The organism is Achromobacter sp. GD03932 (assembly GCF_029839485.1).
Lineage (GTDB): Bacteria > Pseudomonadota > Gammaproteobacteria > Burkholderiales > Burkholderiaceae_B > Achromobacter > Achromobacter bronchisepticus_A.
On record NZ_JAOCAT010000014.1, the window covers coordinates 106,966 to 121,393 of the forward strand.

Genomic DNA, 14,428 nt, shown 5'->3' on the forward strand with positions numbered 1-14,428 from the left:
GCCAGGCCTGCCGATACACTGGCCGCTCGCCATCCTAACGAGACAGCCATGAGACATCTACTTCCCGCCCTGGGCGCCGCGCTTGCCTTTACGTTCGGCGCGCAGGCATCGGCCCAGCAAGCCCAGCCCGCGGCCTCCGTGCCGCGCGATCCGTTCTTCTGGCTGGGCGAGATCAACAAGGCCACCGCCGTCATCAACACGGACGAGGGGCTGCTGGACAAGTCCATGGCGCCGCGACTGGCGGCCGGCGTGGCCAAGGTGATCAACGACGGCAACCAGCCCGGCGCCAAGCGGCCGGCCAGCGTCATTACCTTCGAGCCGCTGCTGATCAAGGCGGCGGGCGAGGACGTGACGCTGCTGCACGCGGGGCGCTCCAGCCAGGACATGCACGCGACCTACCGCAGCGCCATCCTGCGCGACAAGCTGCTGGACCTCGCGGCCCAGTTGAACGCCACCTCCACCACTCTGGTGGAACTGGCGGGCAAGCATGCCGCGACCATCGTGCCGAACTACACCAACGGCGTGGCCGCGCAGCCCAACAGCTATGGCCACTATCTGCTGGGGCAGGCCGCCGGCCTGGCGCGCGACGCCCAACGCATCCGCGAGGCCTACGTGCGCATCGACCGTTCGCCCATGGGCACGACGGTGCTCAACGGCACCAGCTGGCCGCTGGACCGCAAGCGCATGGCGCAATACCTGGGCTTTGCCGCGCTGGTCGACAACGCCTATGACGCCTCGCAGATCTCGTCCATGGATCAGCCCGTCGAAGTCGCGTCCATCGTCACCAGCATCGCGCTGCGCACGGGCAATTTCGTCGAGGACGTGATGACGCAGTACGCCCAGCCGCGTCCCTGGATCCTGCTGGAAGAGGGCGGCGGCAATACCTACGTGTCCAGCGCCATGCCGCAGAAGCGTAATCCCGGCTTGCTCAACGACACCCGCAGCGATGCGTCCACCGCCGTGACGCTGGCCATGGGGCCGGTAGTGCAGACGCACAACATCACGCCCGGCATGAGCGACCCGAAGGACGTGAAGCAGAATTCCGCCATGGTGGACGCCGGCATTTCGGCGCTCAAGCGCTGGGACCGGGTGCTGAAAGCGATGGTTCTCAGCCCCGAGCGGGCGCTGGAGGAACTGAACAGCGACTGGACCGCCTCGCAGGAACTGGCCGACGTGCTGATGCGCAAGTACAAGCTGCCGTTCCGCGACGGCCACCACTTCGCGTCCGAGGTCGTCAGCTACGCCAAGACCAACAACATCAAGCCGCTGGACTTTCCGTACGAACAGGCGCGCCGCATCTATGCGGACGCCATGAAGGACTCGAAGTACGGCAACGAACTGCCGATGAGCGAGGCGGAGTTCCGCTCGACGCTGGACCCCGTGGCCATCGTCAAGAACCGCGCCACTTCGGGCGGTCCGCAGCCGGCGGAAATGGACCGCATGCTGAAGGAGGCGCGCGCGCAGCTGGCCGAGCAGGACGCCTGGATCAAGGCGCGCCGCGCCTACATCAATGATGCGCTGGCGGAGCTGGACAAGAAATTCGGCGCGCTGGTGGCCAGCGCGCCGAAGCAGTAGAACCAGCAGGAAGGGCGCTTCCCGGCGTCTGCCGGGAAGTCCCGCTCAGCCGCGGGCCGGGAAGGGCGCCGCGAAGCGGCGCAGCCGCAGCGCGTTGCTCAGGACGAACACGCTGGACAGGGCCATCGCGCCCGCCGCGAACACCGGCGACAGCAGGCTGCCATTGACCGGGTACAGCAGGCCCGCCGCTACCGGGATCAGCGCCACGTTGTAGGCGAAGGCCCAGAACAGGTTCTGCTTGATGTTGCGGATGGTGGCCTTGGACAGGGCGATGGCGTTGGGCACGCCGCCCAGGTCGCCCGACATCAGCACCACGTCGGCGGCTTCGATGGCGATGTCCGTGCCGGTGCCGATGGCCAGGCCCACGTCCGCTTCGGCCAGGGCCGGCGCGTCGTTGATGCCGTCGCCCACGTAGGCGATGGGGCCGTACTGCTGCTTCAGGCGCTGCACCGCCGCGACCTTGCCGTCGGGCAGCACTTCGGCGACGACTTCGTCGATGCCGAGCTGGCGGGCGATGGCTTCGCCGGTGCGGCGGTTGTCGCCGGTGATCATGGCGACCTTCAGGCCCAGGTCATGCAGGGCGCGAATGGCGGCGGCCGTGGTTTCCTTGATGGGGTCGGCCACGGCGATCATGGCGGCCAGCTTGCCGTTGATGGCAGCGTACAGCGGCGTCTTGCCTTCGTCGCCCAGGCGCGCGGCGTCCGAGCCGAAGGATTCGACGCTCAGGCCCAGTTCGCGCATGAAACGGTCGGCGCCGATCTCGACCAGGTCGCCGTCGACACGGGCGCTGACGCCAAAGCCGGTGATCGATTCGAATTGCGAGATCGTGCCCAGCGCGATGTTCTCGGCGCGCGCCGCGTCCACGATGGCTTGCGCGATCGGGTGTTCGGACTTGGCTTCGACGGTGGCGACCTTGCCCAGCACGGCGGCGCGTTCGAAGCCCGGCGCGACGATCAGGTCGGTCAGCTCGGGGCGGCCCTTGGTCAGCGTGCCGGTCTTGTCCACGGCCACGACCTGGGCGTCCTTCAGCGACTGCAGCGCTTCACCCTTGCGGAACAGCACGCCCATCTGCGCGGCGCGGCCCGTGCCCACCATGATGGAGGTCGGCGTTGCCAGGCCCATGGCGCAGGGGCAGGCGATGATCAGCACGGCCACGGCATTGACCAGCGCGAAGGTCAGGGCGGGGTCGGGGCCGAACGTCAGCCAGATGATGAAGGTCAGGACGGCGGCCGCCATGACGGCAGGCACGAACCACATCGTGATGCGGTCCACCAAGGCCTGGATCGGCAGCTTGGAGCCTTGCGCCTGTTCGACCATGCGGATGATTTGCGCCAGCAGCGTGTCGCCGCCGACCTTGGTGGCGCGGAACGTCAGCGCGCCATTCTGGTTGACGGTGCCGCCGACCACTTCGGAGCCGGGCTGCTTTTCGACCGGCACGGGTTCGCCGCTGATCATGGACTCGTCGATGTAGCTGTTGCCTTCCACGACCTCTCCGTCCACCGGGATGCGCTCGCCGGGGCGGACTTCGATCAGATCGCCCGCCACCACTTCCTCGATGGCGAGTTCCAGCGTCGTGCCGTTACGCACGACGCGCGCGGTCTTGGCTTGCAGGCCGAGCAGGCGCTTGATGGCTTCGGACGTATTGCCCTTGGCGCGCGCCTCCATGTAGCGGCCCAGCAGGATCAGCGCCACGATGACCGCGGCGGCCTCGTAATAGACGTTGACGGTGCCGGCGGGCAGCAGCCAGGCCGCGAAGGTGGCGACCACCGAATAGGCATAGGCGGCGGAGGTGCCCACCGCGACCAGCGAGTTCATGTCGGGCGCGCCGCGCAGCAGCGCGGGGATGCCCTTCTTGAAGAAGCGCAGGCCGGGGCCGAACAGCACGATGCTGGCCAGCACGAATTGCAGGTACCAGCTGTTCTGCGTGCCGATGGTTTCGGCGATGACGTGGTGGAACGCCGGCACGATGTGCGCGCCCATTTCCAGGATGAACACGGGCAGCGCGAAGATCGTGGCCACGGTCAGGGCGCGCTTGAGCGACTTCAGTTCCGCGGCCTGGCGTTCGGCCACGGCGTCGGTGTCGCTGGCTTCGGCGGCCAGCGGCTTCGCTTCGTAGCCGGCCTTGGCCACGGCCTGGATCAGGGCGCTGGCGGGCACGCCGCCGGCTGCGGTGATGCTGGCGCGCTCGGTGGCGAGGTTGACGCTGGCGCTGCTGACGCCGGGCACCGCCTTCAGGGCTTTTTCGACGCGGCCCACGCAGGAGGCGCAGGTCATGCCGGTGACCGACAGTTCGATCGTGGTTTCGGCGACGGCATAACCCGCCTTCTGCACCGCCTGCACGGCGGCGGCAACGTCCGGCGTGCCTGCAAACGTGATGTCGGCGCGTTCGGTCGCCAGATTGACGCTGGCCTGGTTGACGCCCGGCACGGCCTTCAAGGCCTTTTCGACCCGGCCCACGCACGAGGCGCAGGTCATGCCTTCGATAGGCAGGCTGACCGCGACGCTGTCTGCTGGGATGGCACTCATATCCGCTCCTTGAAAACTTGGAATTTCCTGCTGATGGGTGTCACTATAAAGATTCCAATGATGTCAAGGTCAAGCGTTTGATCGGACGGGTTTTGACCTGGCTCAGCCCAGATTGCCCAAGGCGGGGAAGGTCAGCAGCATCCAGATGGCGAAACGGGCCAATTGGCCGGTGGCGATGGCCCAGCCCATCACGATCAGGATCAGCCCGGTCAGGATCCGCAGGATCCGGCCGGCGCGCTTCAAACCCTGCATGCGGCGCAGGAACGGACTCATGAACCAGGCTGCGGCTAAAAAGGGGACGCCTAACCCCAGCGCATAGACGCCCAGCAGGGCCACGCCCTGGCCCACGCTGGCTGACGCCGCGCCCAGCGCCAGGATGCCGGCCAGGATCGGGCCGATGCAAGGGGTCCAGCCGAAGCCGAACGCCAGGCCCAGAACGGCGGCGCTGCCGGGGCTGCCCTTGCCCGCCGGATCGAACCGGTAGTAGCGTTGGGTCCAGGCGGGCAGGCGCAGCACGCCCAGCAGCATCAGGCCCGCCAGCGCAATGATGGCGCCTGCGGCCAGGTTCAGTTCGTAGCGGTAGGACAGCAGCAGGCGGCTCAGCGCCGTGACGCTGGCGCCGAAGATGACGAAGACGGCGGAGAAACCGGCCACGAAGCAGGCCGCCAGCCCCAGCATGCGCCAGCGCAGCGTGCGGCCATCGTCCGCGGACGCGCCGGATCCGCCCGCGATGTAGGACAGGTAGCCTGGCACCAGCGGCAGCACGCAAGGCGACAGGAACGACGCGGTCCCCGCGATGAAGGCAGTGGCGAAACCGACGAGGGACAGGTCAAGCATGACGCGCCGCCGCGGTCATGGCGCCGCGCCTTCGCGCTGGCGCTCGCGGGCCAGCGCGATGCCCTCGTTGACCGTGCGCGCCATGTCGCTGCCGGCAGGCAGCCTGGCCAGCAGGCGCTGCCAGAAATCGATGGCTGCCGGGAAGTCGCGCTGGTCGAAGCGGCTTGCGCCCGCCAGCATCAGGGCCAACGGCTCCTCGGGGTTGAGGTCCAGCGCGCGCCGCAACAGCTGGTCAGGCTGCCCGCCGAAGCCCCGGTTGGCGCTGAGCACCAGGGATTCGGCGTATTCGGCCAGCGCTGCCGGGTTGCTGTCCACCACCGGCGCGGCCCGAGCAAAGGACTGGACCGCGTCGGCGTGCCTGCCGAAGTAGCGGTGGGACCGGGCCAGCATCAGCCATCCCTGATAGTCGTCGGGATTGGCGGCCAGCCGGGCCTCCAGTTTGGCCACCATGGCCTGGATGTCGGCGGCGGTGACTTGGGGCTGGGCGGCAGGCGCTGGGGGCGGCGCGATGGCGCCAGGATTGCCCAGGGCGACATAGACCAGTATGGCTGCCAGCGGCAGCGCGATGGCCAGGCTGGCGGGCAGCAGACGGCCGCGGCCGGGCGCGGGTGCATGCCCTTGCGCCTGGCTGGCTTCTTCCAGCGCCAGGCGCTGCAGTTCGGTGCGCGCTTCCACGAAGGCGTCTTGCGACAGGATGCCGTTTGCGCGGTCCCGTTCAAGTTCGTGCAGCTGGTCGCGCAGCACCGCCACGTTCGCCGCCCGGCGCTTGTCCGCGGCGCTGGCGGCGGGCGTGCGCCGCAACGCGGCGATCAACCATAGGGTCACGACGGCGGCCATCAAGGCGGCCGACAGATAGAAAAACTGCATCATGTTCCAGGTCCTTTTTCAGCGTCGATGCCGAGCAGGGCGTCGGCGGCTCGGCGCTCCGCAGGCGTCAGCGCGGGGCGGTGCTGGCGCAGCCTGCGCCGGCGCAAGGTCAGGGCCAGCGCGGCCAGCCCGGCGGCCAGCAGCGCGGCGGGGCCGAACCAGAGCAGCAGCGTGGAGGCTTTCAGGCGCGGCCGGTAGAGGATGAAGTCGCCGTACCTGGCCTCCATATAGGCCAGGATGTCGGCCTCGGACTTGCCGGCGTCCAGTTGCTGGCGGATCTGACGCCGCAGATCGACGGCGAGGTCGGCGCGCGAGGCGGCGATGGATTCGTTCTGGCAGACCAGACAGCGCAGTTCCGAGGCGATCTCGGTGACGCGGCGGTCCTCGGGCGAGCCATGGGCGGCCGCGCCGTGGCCCAGCGCCAGCGAGAGCGCGAATACGCGCAGGAGTATCTTCATTGCAGCCCCCGGATCAGCGGAAGCAGGGTGTCGCGCAGGGATTCGCGCGTCACCGGGCCGATGTGCTTGTAGCGGATGGTCCCGGCCTGGTCGATGACGAAGGTCTCCGGCACGCCGTAGACGCCATAGTCGATGCCGACCTTGCCGTCGGTGTCGGACACGGAGGCCTCGTAGGAATCGCCGTTGCGCGCCAGCCAGGCGATGGCTTCGTCCCGGATGTCCTTGTAGTTCAAGCCTATGACAGGCACGCCGTGCTGCGATGACAACTCCTGGATATAGGGGTGTTCCGTCAGGCAGGCATAGCACCACGACGCCCAGACGTTCAACACCCAGACCCGGCCTTTCATGCTCTCAGGCGTGAAGGTCTTGCGGGGTTCATGCAGTTCGGGCAGGGCGAAAGCGGGCGCGGGCTTGTCGATAAGTGGAGACGGCACTTCGGACGGGTTGAGGGTCAGGCCTATTCCCAGAAAGAACACCAGCACCACGAAGCCCGCCAGGGGCCAGATGTAGCGGCTCATGGCCGAGCCTCCACCGGCGCCTGCGGTGCTGTGCGTTGCGGCTGCTTTTTTTCGCGGCGTTTCAGGCGGTAGCGCGGATCGCTGATCGCCAGCAGGCCGCCCAGGGCCATGAGGATGCAGCCGCCCCAGATCCAGTCCACGAAGGGCTTGTAGTACAGGCGCACGCTCCAGGCGCCTTGCTCCATGGGTTCGCCCAGGGCGACGTAGACGTGGCGCAGGCCGTTGGCGGCGATGGCCGCCTCCGTCATCGGCAGCGCCGAGGACGCATAGGTGCGTTTTTCGGGATGCAGGTCGCGCAGGCGCTTTTCACCGCGGTAGAGCGCGAAGGTACCCATATCGGATTCGTAGTTCGGGCCGCGCACGCGTGCCACGCCCATGAACTCGACGCGGTAGGAGGCCACCGGCGCGCTTTGCCCGGGTTGCAGCAGCAGATCCTGTTCGGTCTCGTAGCTGCCTACCAGCGCAACCCCGGCGACGAATACCGCCACGCCCAGATGAGCCAGATGCATGCCCAGCCAGCTGCGAGGCTGGCGCCACCAGCGGTCGCGGGTCGCGCGGATGCGCTTGGCCACGTCCGCGGCGATGGCGGCCGCCAACCACACGGCCAGTCCCAGCCCCAAGGCCGCGCCCGCGGACCAGCGGCCGAAGAGCAGGGGGGCGCCCGCGGCCGCCAGCACGGCCAGCAATGCGGGAATCGCAAGGCGCTTGAGCAGGCTGGCGGCATCGGCCGATTTCCAGTTGGCGATAGGCCCCACCGCCATGAGCAACAGCGCGGGCACCATCAGCGGCACGAAGACCGCGTTGAAGTAGGGCGGTCCGACCGACAGCTTGCCCAGGCCCAGCGCGTCGATGATCAGCGGATACAGCGTACCCAGCAGCACGCTCGCGGCGGCAACCGCGAGCAGCACGTTGTTGACCAGCAGGAGCGACTCGCGCGATACGAACGCGAACTGGCCGCCGTGACCTATCCGGGGCGCGCGCAAGGCATACAGGAACAGGGAACTGCCGACCGTGACCGTGAACAGCGCCAGGATGAAAACGCCGCGCGCCGGATCCGTGGCGAACGCGTGCACCGAGGTCAGCACGCCCGAGCGCACCAGGAACGCGCCCAGTAACGCCAGCGAGAACGTGCCGATCGCCAGCAACACGGTCCAGCTCTTGAAGCTGCCGCGCTTCTCGGTCACGGCCAGCGAGTGGATCAGCGCCGTGCCGGCCAGCCAGGGGATGAAGGAGGCGTTTTCCACCGGGTCCCAGAACCACCAGCCGCCCCAGCCCAGCTCGTAGTAGGCCCACCAGCTGCCGACCGCGATGCCCAGGGTCAGGAACAGCCAGGCCGCCGTGGTCCAAGGCCGCGACCAGCGGGCCCAGACCGCGTCCAGATTGCCCGACAGCAGCGCGGCGATGGCGAACGCAAACGCCACCGAGAAGCCCACATAGCCCATGTATAGCAGCGGCGGGTGGAAGATCAGGCCGATGTCCTGCAGCAGCGTGTTCAGGTCCAGCCCGTCGGCCGGGGCCGGGACCAGGCGCTCGAACGGATTCGACGTCAGCAACACGAACAGCAGGAAACCCGCGCTGATCAAGCCCAGCACGCCCAGCACGCGCGCGACCATGGCGTCCGGCAATTGCCGCGACAGCAGGCTGACCGCGCAGGCCCAGCCGGTCTGCATGAACAGCCACAGCAGCAGCGAGCCTTCATGCCCGCCCCAGGTCGCCGCGATGCGGTAGAACAAGGGCAATTGGGAATTCGAGTTGTACGCCACATAGGCCACCGAATAGTCCTTGGCCGCGAACGACCAGACCAGCGCCGCAAGGCTGAAGGACACCAGCAGGAATTGGATCCGTGCGGCGGGCCGGGCAATGGCGATCCAGTCCGCACGGTCCAGGGCCGCGCCCCGCAGCGCGAGCGCGCCTTGCGCCAGTGCCACGAACAGCGTCAGGATCAGGGCGAAATGAGCGAGTTCCGGAATCATCGGGAGCGGGCCTCCTGGGGGGCGGTCTTCGGTGCGGCCTGCGATACGGCCTGATCGATCGCGTGCTGCGCCTCGGGCGGCATGTAGTTCTCGTCATGCTTGGCCAGCACTTCGTCGGCGCGGAACAGGCCATCGCCGTCCAGCCGGCCCTGCGCCACGACGCCCTTTCCTTCGCTGAACAGGTCCGGCAGGATGCCTTCATAGGCCACGGGGACGGTGTGGGCCGTGTCGGTCACGACGAAACGGACGGTCAGCGCGCCCGGCGTGCGCTGCACGCTGCCGGCTTCGACCATGCCGCCCACGCGGAAGGCGCGTCCTGCCGGCGCTTCGTTGTTGCTGACCTGGGTGGGCGTGTAGAAGAACACCAGATTGCTCTGGAAGGCGTTGAGCACCAGGGCGCTGGCTACGCCCACCGAAGCCAGGCCACCCAGGGCCAGCCACAAGCGCCGCGTCCGCTTATTCATCGTTGTCCTCCCGCCGTTCAGCGGGGTGTGGCCCCGCCAGGATCGCGCGGCGGCGGCGCGCCAGCAGCAGCTGCTCGCTGCCCAGCAGGAACGCCGTCATCAGCAGCGATCCCCACACGTAAACCGCGTAACCGCCCATGGCGAGGAACTCGCCCAGACTGGACCAGTGCATCATTCGCTACTCCATTGTTCGCGGATCCAGGCCGCGTGCCGCTCGCGTTCGAGCACGATGCAGCGCAGGCGCGCCAGCGCCGTTGCGATGCTGTACATCCACGCGGCCAGGGACATCAGCAGCATGCCGGCGAGCATGATGCCGGCCATGCTGGGCGCTGCGGTCAGCGAGACCGAAGCGCCCTGGTGCAGGGTGCTCCACCATTGCACCGAGAAATAGATGATGGGAATGTTGACCACGCCGGCCAGCACCAGCACCGATCCGGCGCGGTCGGCACGCTGCGGATCGTCGATGGCGGCCTTCAACGCGATGTAGCCCGCGTACAGGAACAGCAGGATCAATTCCGAGGTCAGACGCGCGTCCCAGACCCACCAGGCGCCCCACATGGGCTTGCCCCACAGCGCGCCGGTCCATAGCGAAAGAAACGTGAACAGCGCGCCGGTGGGCGCCAGCGCGGCGATCATCATGGCCGACAGTCTGCTGTTGAAAACCAGGTGGATCAGCGCCCAGAACGCCATCACCAGATAAACGAACATCGACATCCAGGAGACCGGGACGTGGACGAAGATGATGCGGTAGCCCTGGCCCTGCTGAAAATCGGCAGGCGCGGCGATAAAGCCGATATAGAGGCCGGCCGCGGCCAGCAGGACCGTGGCCGTGGCGAACCAGGGGATCGCTTTTCCGGCCAGGGGATAGAAGGCCTTGGGCGAGGCATAGTGAAACCAGCGGATCATGGGCTCCTCATTCAAGCGAGATGCGTATGGCGGCCGCCGCGCCCAGCGGCGCGAGGAACAGGGACAAGGCCAGCACGGCGCCCAGCAGCGACAGGTGCGCATTCGCGCCCAGGCCGCTTTGGGCGGCCTGTACCGCGCCCGCGCCGAATACCAGAATGGGAATGAAGAGGGGCAGCACCAGCAGGGCCAGCAGCGCGCCGCCGCCGCGCGCGGTCAGGGTGAGCGCCGCGCCTATGGCGCCGATCAGGCCAAGCGCGGGCGTGCCGATGGCCAGGCCCAGCGTCAGGATCAGAAGGGCGGCGGCATCCAGGCCGAATTGCAGGCCCAGCACGGGCGCAAGCAGGGTCAGCGGCAAACCGGACAGCAGCCAGTGGGCCGCGACCTTGCCCAGCACGATCACCGGCAAGGGCGCGGCGGACAGCATCAACTGCTCCAGCGAACCGTCGCGATGGTCTGCCTCGAACAGGCGGCCCAGCGACATCAGGCAGGACAGCAAGGCCATCACCCAGAGCACGCCTGGCGCAATGGCGCGCAGCATTTCCCGTTCGGGGCCGACAGCCAGGGGGAACAGGCTGGCGGCCACCAGGAAGAAGGCCAGCGGTGTCAGCGTGTCGCTGGCGCGCCGTTGGGCGATGCGCAGGTCGCGCAGCGCAATGGCTGCGAACGATTTCGTCATGGAACTCATGCGCTAGGGGCCAAGCCGGATCTGCTGGTGCGCATGGTCCAGCGCGATCTCCTGATGACTCGTCGCCACGATCGCGCCGCCATCGCGCAGATGGCGATCCATGGCGCGTGCCAGCCATGAGTGGGCGGCGGCGTCCAGGGCGGTCACGGGTTCGTCGAGAATCCAGAGGGGGCGGAAATCGGCAAGCAAGCGAGCGAGGGCTGCCCGCCGCCTCTGGCCAGCCGACAGGACACGGATCGGAAGATGCTGCCTGCTTTCGAGGCCTGCGTCGCGCAGCGCGGACGCAATCGCCGCGGGACGGTCCGCGTCTCCGCTTGCGGCCTGCAGCGCCCGCAGATTCTGGATGGCGCTGAGTTCGCCACTGAGGCCGTCGGCATGGCCCAGATAGAAGAACTGGCTGCGATACCTGCTGCCGGATTGCGAGATGCCGAGTCCCTGCCACAGCACCTTGCCGCGGGCGGGCCGCGCCAAGCCCGCCAGAATGCGCAGCAGGCTGGTCTTGCCGCTGCCGTTGCGTCCGTGGACGAACAGGCATTCGCCGGGCGCCACGCGCAGGGTCAGCTGCTTGAACAGCGGGCGCTCAGCGCGCATGCAACCCAGATCCATCGCTTCAAGCATTGCCGCCCCGCCGCTGTGTGGACAAAGGGGAAACTATAGGGAGGCGCGTCTGACCGCCAGATTGCTGGCGGTTTACATTCCTGTAATGTTCGAGCGGAAATGGCCGTGTTTCAGCACAGCTTGCGCGGATGCGGGCGTAGCAGTTGAAAAAGTTCTGACCGGCGCCGCGAATCGCGGCGCCGGCGATGCTTAGAACCAGATGCGCACGCCGGCCAGGATCGCGCGTTCGGAACGGCTTTCTCCGGCTTCGCTGGCGTAGCTTGCGGTCTTGCCGAACTTGCGTCCGAACGACACGCCGACATAGGGCGCGAACTCACGCGTGACTTCGTAGCGCAGCCGCAAGGAGAACGAGGCGTCGGACAGTCCGGAACCCACGCCGCGCGCTTCGTCATTCTTGCCGTACAAGCTGGCTTCGATCTCGGGCGTGAGGATCAGGCGCTGGGTAAGCAGCAGATCGTATTCCGCCTTCAGCGCCAACGCGGTCCTGCCGGATCCGCCGACATAGCCGGTGATCTCGGTTTCGATGCCATAGGGCGCCACGCCCTGCACGCCGAACGCGGCCCAGTTGCGTTTCGGACCCGTGCCGAAATCGCGCCGCGCACCCAGCTGCAGATCCCAGAACGGAGAGATCGTGTGACTCCAGAAGGCCTCGATCTTGGCGTCCGTGCTGCCGTTCAGCCGATCGCCTTCGCTCTTGATCCAGAGCTTGTTCAGGTCGCGGCCGATCCAGAACTGGCCGTCCCATTGCAGGCTGGTTTGTTCGTTGCGGTCGTAGGCGACGCCGAGCTTGTCGAACAGCAGGTGGCTGGTGACGACGTTGTCCATCATGTGCGGATGGATGCGATAGGCGGCGTAGCGCTGCTCCGTGCTGCCGTCGCTGGAGGGCAGCGAACCCACCGGCGGGCCTTTGGGCGGGGCTTCGTCCATGCCGGGCATGGCGCTGTGATCCATGCCCGGCATCGAGCTGTGGTCCATACCCGGCATCGTGCTGTGATCCATGCTCTGCTTCGCGGCTGGCGCCTGGCTTTGCATCGATCCATGATCCATGCCTTGCATCGAACCATGGTCCATGCCGCTCATGGTTCCCGCCGGCGTCTGCGCCACGGCCAGTCCGGATGCGGCGGAAAGAAGGGCGGCGCCCGCGACGAGCCCGGGCCAGTGCTTTCTGGAAGTCGTTGTTCTCATTATTCCTCCTATTCCACGACGACCGCGCGGAACATGCCGGCCTCCATGTGGAACAGCAAGTGGCAGTGATAGGCCCAGTTGCCGCGCGCGTCCGCGCTGACGCGGTAACTGAGGCGCTGCGCCGGGTTCAGGCTGATCGTGTGCTTGCGCACCTGGAAATTGCCATCGGCGGATTCGAGGTCGCTCCACAAGCCATGCAGGTGGATGGGGTGCGTCATCATGGTGTCGTTGACCAGCACGAAGCGCACGCGCTCGCCGTACTTGAGCACGATGGGCTTGGCTTCGGTGAACTTCAGTCCGTTGAACGACCACATGTAGCGGTCCATGTTGCCGGTCAGGTGCAGCTCGATCTCGCGGGTCGGCGGGCGGTTGTCGGCGGGTTCGACCATGGAGTGCAGGTCCGCATAGGTCAGCACGCGGCGGCCGTTGTTGCGCAGGCCCACGCCGGGATCGTCCAGCCGGGTCGAAACGATGTCGGGCACCATGGAGTTGGCGGGACTGTATTCGGCGGGGTAGGGGTGCTTGACCTCGACCATGCCGCCTTCGTTGCCGCCCGCGCCATGGTCCATGCCTGCCATGGAGCCATGATTCATGCCGCCCTGGGCGCCATGGTTCATCGCGCCCTGTGCGCCGTGGTCCATGCCGCCGGCCTGCGAGCCGCCCATGTCCATGCCGGGCATGTCGTGCGCCATGCCCATGTCCATCATGGTCAGCACCTGCACCGGATCCAGCGCCGGGATCTCGGCCTGCATGCCTTCGCGCGGCGCCAGCGTGCCGCGGGCATAGCCGGAGCGGTCCATGGCCTGCGAGAAGATCGTGTAGGCGCGCTCGTCTTGAGGTTCGACGATGACGTCATAGGTCTCGGCCACCGCGATGCGGAATTCTTCCACTTCCACCGGGCGCACGGCCAGGCCGTCGGCGGCCACCACCGTCATCTTCAGGCCGGGGATGCGCACGTCGAAGTAGGTCATGGCAGACCCGTTGATGAAGCGCAGGCGGATCCGTTCGCCCGGACGGAACAGGCCGGTCCAGTTGCCGGCTGGCGACTTGCCGTTGGTGAGGAAGGTGTAGGTCGCACCCGAGACGTCGGCCAGGTCGGTCTGGTTCATGCGCATCTTCTGCCACATGAGCCGTTCGTTCAGCGCGTTCTTCCAGCCGGATTTCTCGGCGTCGTCCATCAGGCTGCCGACCGTGGGCTGGATGTAGTTGTAGTAGTCGGGCATCACCTTGAGCTTGCGGAACACGCTCATGGGGTCCTCGTCGGTCCAGTCGGACAGCAGGACGACGTAATCGCGGTCCGCGCGTACCGGGTCCGGGCGCTTGGGATCGATGACGATGGCGCCGTACAGTCCCGTCTGCTCCTGGAAGCCGGAATGGCTGTGATACCAGTACGTGCCGCTCTGGCCCACGTCGAACTGGTAGGTGAAGGTTTCGCCTGGCGCGATGCCGGGAAAGCTCAGGCCGGGCACGCCGTCCATGCCGGTGGGCAGGATGATGCCGTGCCAGTGGATCGAGGTATCTTCGCGCAGGCGGTTGGTGACGCGCAGCGTGACGCGGTCGCCTTCGCGCCAGCGCAGCGTGGGCGCGGGCAGCATGCCGTTGACCGTGGTTGCGATGCGGGGAGCGCCAGTGAAATTGGCGGGGCTCTCGCCGATCTCCAGGTTGAACTCGGTGCCCGACAGCACGCTCTGCCGGGCGGCGCCGGACTGCGCCCATGAGGACGGACTCCACAGACCCATGCCGGCCAGCGCGCCGCCCGTGGCCAGGCCCTGCACAAACCGGCGGCGCGGATTCGAAACTGCTCTACTCATGCTCT

Annotated in this window: 14 protein-coding genes; 1 reads left to right on the forward strand and 13 read right to left on the reverse strand. The window is 67.4% G+C overall.

The window, feature by feature from the left end; translation table 11 throughout:
• Positions 1 to 48 precede the first annotated feature (48 nt).
• The gene (locus N5C88_RS15080) at positions 49 to 1,575 is read left to right on the forward strand and encodes an argininosuccinate lyase (protein ID WP_059371211.1); all 1,527 of its coding nucleotides are present in this window, start codon (positions 49 to 51) and stop codon (positions 1,573 to 1,575) included.
• A 45-nt stretch (positions 1,576 to 1,620) separates the two neighbouring features.
• Here the strand turns inward: N5C88_RS15080 and N5C88_RS15085 are convergent, their stop codons facing one another.
• The 13 genes from N5C88_RS15085 to N5C88_RS15145 form a co-directional block, all read right to left on the reverse strand.
• Positions 1,621 to 4,101, reverse strand: a complete 2,481-nt coding sequence (locus tag N5C88_RS15085) for a heavy metal translocating P-type ATPase (protein WP_280015643.1) — start codon at positions 4,099 to 4,101, stop codon at positions 1,621 to 1,623.
• Positions 4,102 to 4,203: 102 nt separating this feature from the next.
• Complete coding sequence (locus N5C88_RS15090; protein WP_280015644.1) at positions 4,204 to 4,938, reverse strand: cytochrome c biogenesis protein CcdA; 735 nt, start codon at positions 4,936 to 4,938, stop codon at positions 4,204 to 4,206.
• Between the two features lie 15 nt (positions 4,939 to 4,953).
• Positions 4,954 to 5,808 carry a c-type cytochrome biogenesis protein CcmI gene (ccmI, locus tag N5C88_RS15095; RefSeq protein ID WP_251879017.1) on the reverse strand — a complete coding sequence of 285 codons (855 nt, stop codon included), beginning with the start codon at positions 5,806 to 5,808 and terminating at the stop codon, positions 4,954 to 4,956.
• A complete protein-coding gene (locus tag N5C88_RS15100; protein WP_118931559.1) occupies positions 5,805 to 6,263 on the reverse strand; it encodes a cytochrome c-type biogenesis protein in 459 nt (152 codons plus the stop codon). Before N5C88_RS15100 ends, ccmI begins: the two co-directional genes overlap by 4 nt.
• Entirely contained in the window at positions 6,260 to 6,781 is a 522-nt protein-coding gene (locus N5C88_RS15105) for a DsbE family thiol:disulfide interchange protein (protein WP_251879021.1), read from the reverse strand. Before N5C88_RS15105 ends, N5C88_RS15100 begins: the two co-directional genes overlap by 4 nt.
• Complete coding sequence (locus N5C88_RS15110; RefSeq protein ID WP_280015645.1) at positions 6,778 to 8,754, reverse strand: heme lyase CcmF/NrfE family subunit; 1,977 nt, start codon at positions 8,752 to 8,754, stop codon at positions 6,778 to 6,780. Before N5C88_RS15110 ends, N5C88_RS15105 begins: the two co-directional genes overlap by 4 nt.
• Positions 8,751 to 9,218, reverse strand: coding sequence for a cytochrome c maturation protein CcmE (gene ccmE, locus N5C88_RS15115; protein ID WP_251879025.1), 468 nt, complete (start codon positions 9,216 to 9,218; stop codon positions 8,751 to 8,753). The genes N5C88_RS15110 and ccmE overlap by 4 nt, the downstream gene beginning before the upstream one ends.
• Positions 9,211 to 9,393 carry a heme exporter protein CcmD gene (gene ccmD / locus N5C88_RS15120; protein ID WP_316253428.1) on the reverse strand — a complete coding sequence of 61 codons (183 nt, stop codon included), beginning with the start codon at positions 9,391 to 9,393 and terminating at the stop codon, positions 9,211 to 9,213. Before ccmD ends, ccmE begins: the two co-directional genes overlap by 8 nt.
• Positions 9,390 to 10,124, reverse strand: a complete 735-nt coding sequence (ccmC, locus tag N5C88_RS15125) for a heme ABC transporter permease CcmC (protein WP_280015646.1) — start codon at positions 10,122 to 10,124, stop codon at positions 9,390 to 9,392. The genes ccmD and ccmC overlap by 4 nt, the downstream gene beginning before the upstream one ends.
• Before the next feature lie 7 nt (positions 10,125 to 10,131).
• Positions 10,132 to 10,800: a heme exporter protein CcmB gene (ccmB, locus tag N5C88_RS15130; RefSeq protein ID WP_059371220.1), complete on the reverse strand. Its 669-nt coding sequence runs from the start codon at positions 10,798 to 10,800 to the stop codon at positions 10,132 to 10,134.
• A gap of 12 nt (positions 10,801 to 10,812) precedes the next feature.
• Entirely contained in the window at positions 10,813 to 11,427 is a 615-nt protein-coding gene (gene ccmA, locus N5C88_RS15135) for a cytochrome c biogenesis heme-transporting ATPase CcmA (protein ID WP_280015647.1), read from the reverse strand.
• 189 nt (positions 11,428 to 11,616) lie between these two features.
• A complete protein-coding gene (locus tag N5C88_RS15140) occupies positions 11,617 to 12,459 on the reverse strand; it encodes a copper resistance protein B (RefSeq protein ID WP_223283284.1) in 843 nt (280 codons plus the stop codon).
• Between the two features lie 161 nt (positions 12,460 to 12,620).
• A complete protein-coding gene (locus N5C88_RS15145; RefSeq protein WP_118931566.1) occupies positions 12,621 to 14,423 on the reverse strand; it encodes a copper resistance system multicopper oxidase in 1,803 nt (600 codons plus the stop codon).
• Positions 14,424 to 14,428 lie beyond the last annotated feature (5 nt).

What these genes read in the sequence shown, in the direction of transcription:
- N5C88_RS15145 (WP_118931566.1), bottom strand. Translation starts at nt 14,423, where the DNA reads ATGAGTAGAGCAGTTTCGAATCCGCGCCGCCGGTTTGTGCAGGGCCTG.
- ccmB (WP_059371220.1), bottom strand. Translation starts at nt 10,800, where the DNA reads ATGACGAAATCGTTCGCAGCCATTGCGCTGCGCGACCTGCGCATCGCC.
- N5C88_RS15140 (WP_223283284.1), bottom strand. Translation starts at nt 12,459, where the DNA reads ATGCAAAGCCAGGCGCCAGCCGCGAAGCAGAGCATGGATCACAGCACG.
- N5C88_RS15090 (WP_280015644.1), bottom strand. Translation starts at nt 4,938, where the DNA reads ATGCTTGACCTGTCCCTCGTCGGTTTCGCCACTGCCTTCATCGCGGGG.
- N5C88_RS15085 (WP_280015643.1), bottom strand. Translation starts at nt 4,101, where the DNA reads ATGAGTGCCATCCCAGCAGACAGCGTCGCGGTCAGCCTGCCTATCGAA.
- N5C88_RS15110 (WP_280015645.1), bottom strand. Translation starts at nt 8,754, where the DNA reads ATGATTCCGGAACTCGCTCATTTCGCCCTGATCCTGACGCTGTTCGTG.
- ccmE (WP_251879025.1), bottom strand. Translation starts at nt 9,218, where the DNA reads ATGAATAAGCGGACGCGGCGCTTGTGGCTGGCCCTGGGTGGCCTGGCT.
- N5C88_RS15105 (WP_251879021.1), bottom strand. Translation starts at nt 6,781, where the DNA reads ATGAGCCGCTACATCTGGCCCCTGGCGGGCTTCGTGGTGCTGGTGTTC.
- ccmI (WP_251879017.1), bottom strand. Translation starts at nt 5,808, where the DNA reads ATGATGCAGTTTTTCTATCTGTCGGCCGCCTTGATGGCCGCCGTCGTG.
- ccmA (WP_280015647.1), bottom strand. Translation starts at nt 11,427, where the DNA reads ATGCTTGAAGCGATGGATCTGGGTTGCATGCGCGCTGAGCGCCCGCTG.
- N5C88_RS15100 (WP_118931559.1), bottom strand. Translation starts at nt 6,263, where the DNA reads ATGAAGATACTCCTGCGCGTATTCGCGCTCTCGCTGGCGCTGGGCCAC.
- ccmD (WP_316253428.1), bottom strand. Translation starts at nt 9,393, where the DNA reads ATGATGCACTGGTCCAGTCTGGGCGAGTTCCTCGCCATGGGCGGTTAC.
- N5C88_RS15080 (WP_059371211.1), top strand. Translation starts at nt 49, where the DNA reads ATGAGACATCTACTTCCCGCCCTGGGCGCCGCGCTTGCCTTTACGTTC.
- ccmC (WP_280015646.1), bottom strand. Translation starts at nt 10,124, where the DNA reads ATGATCCGCTGGTTTCACTATGCCTCGCCCAAGGCCTTCTATCCCCTG.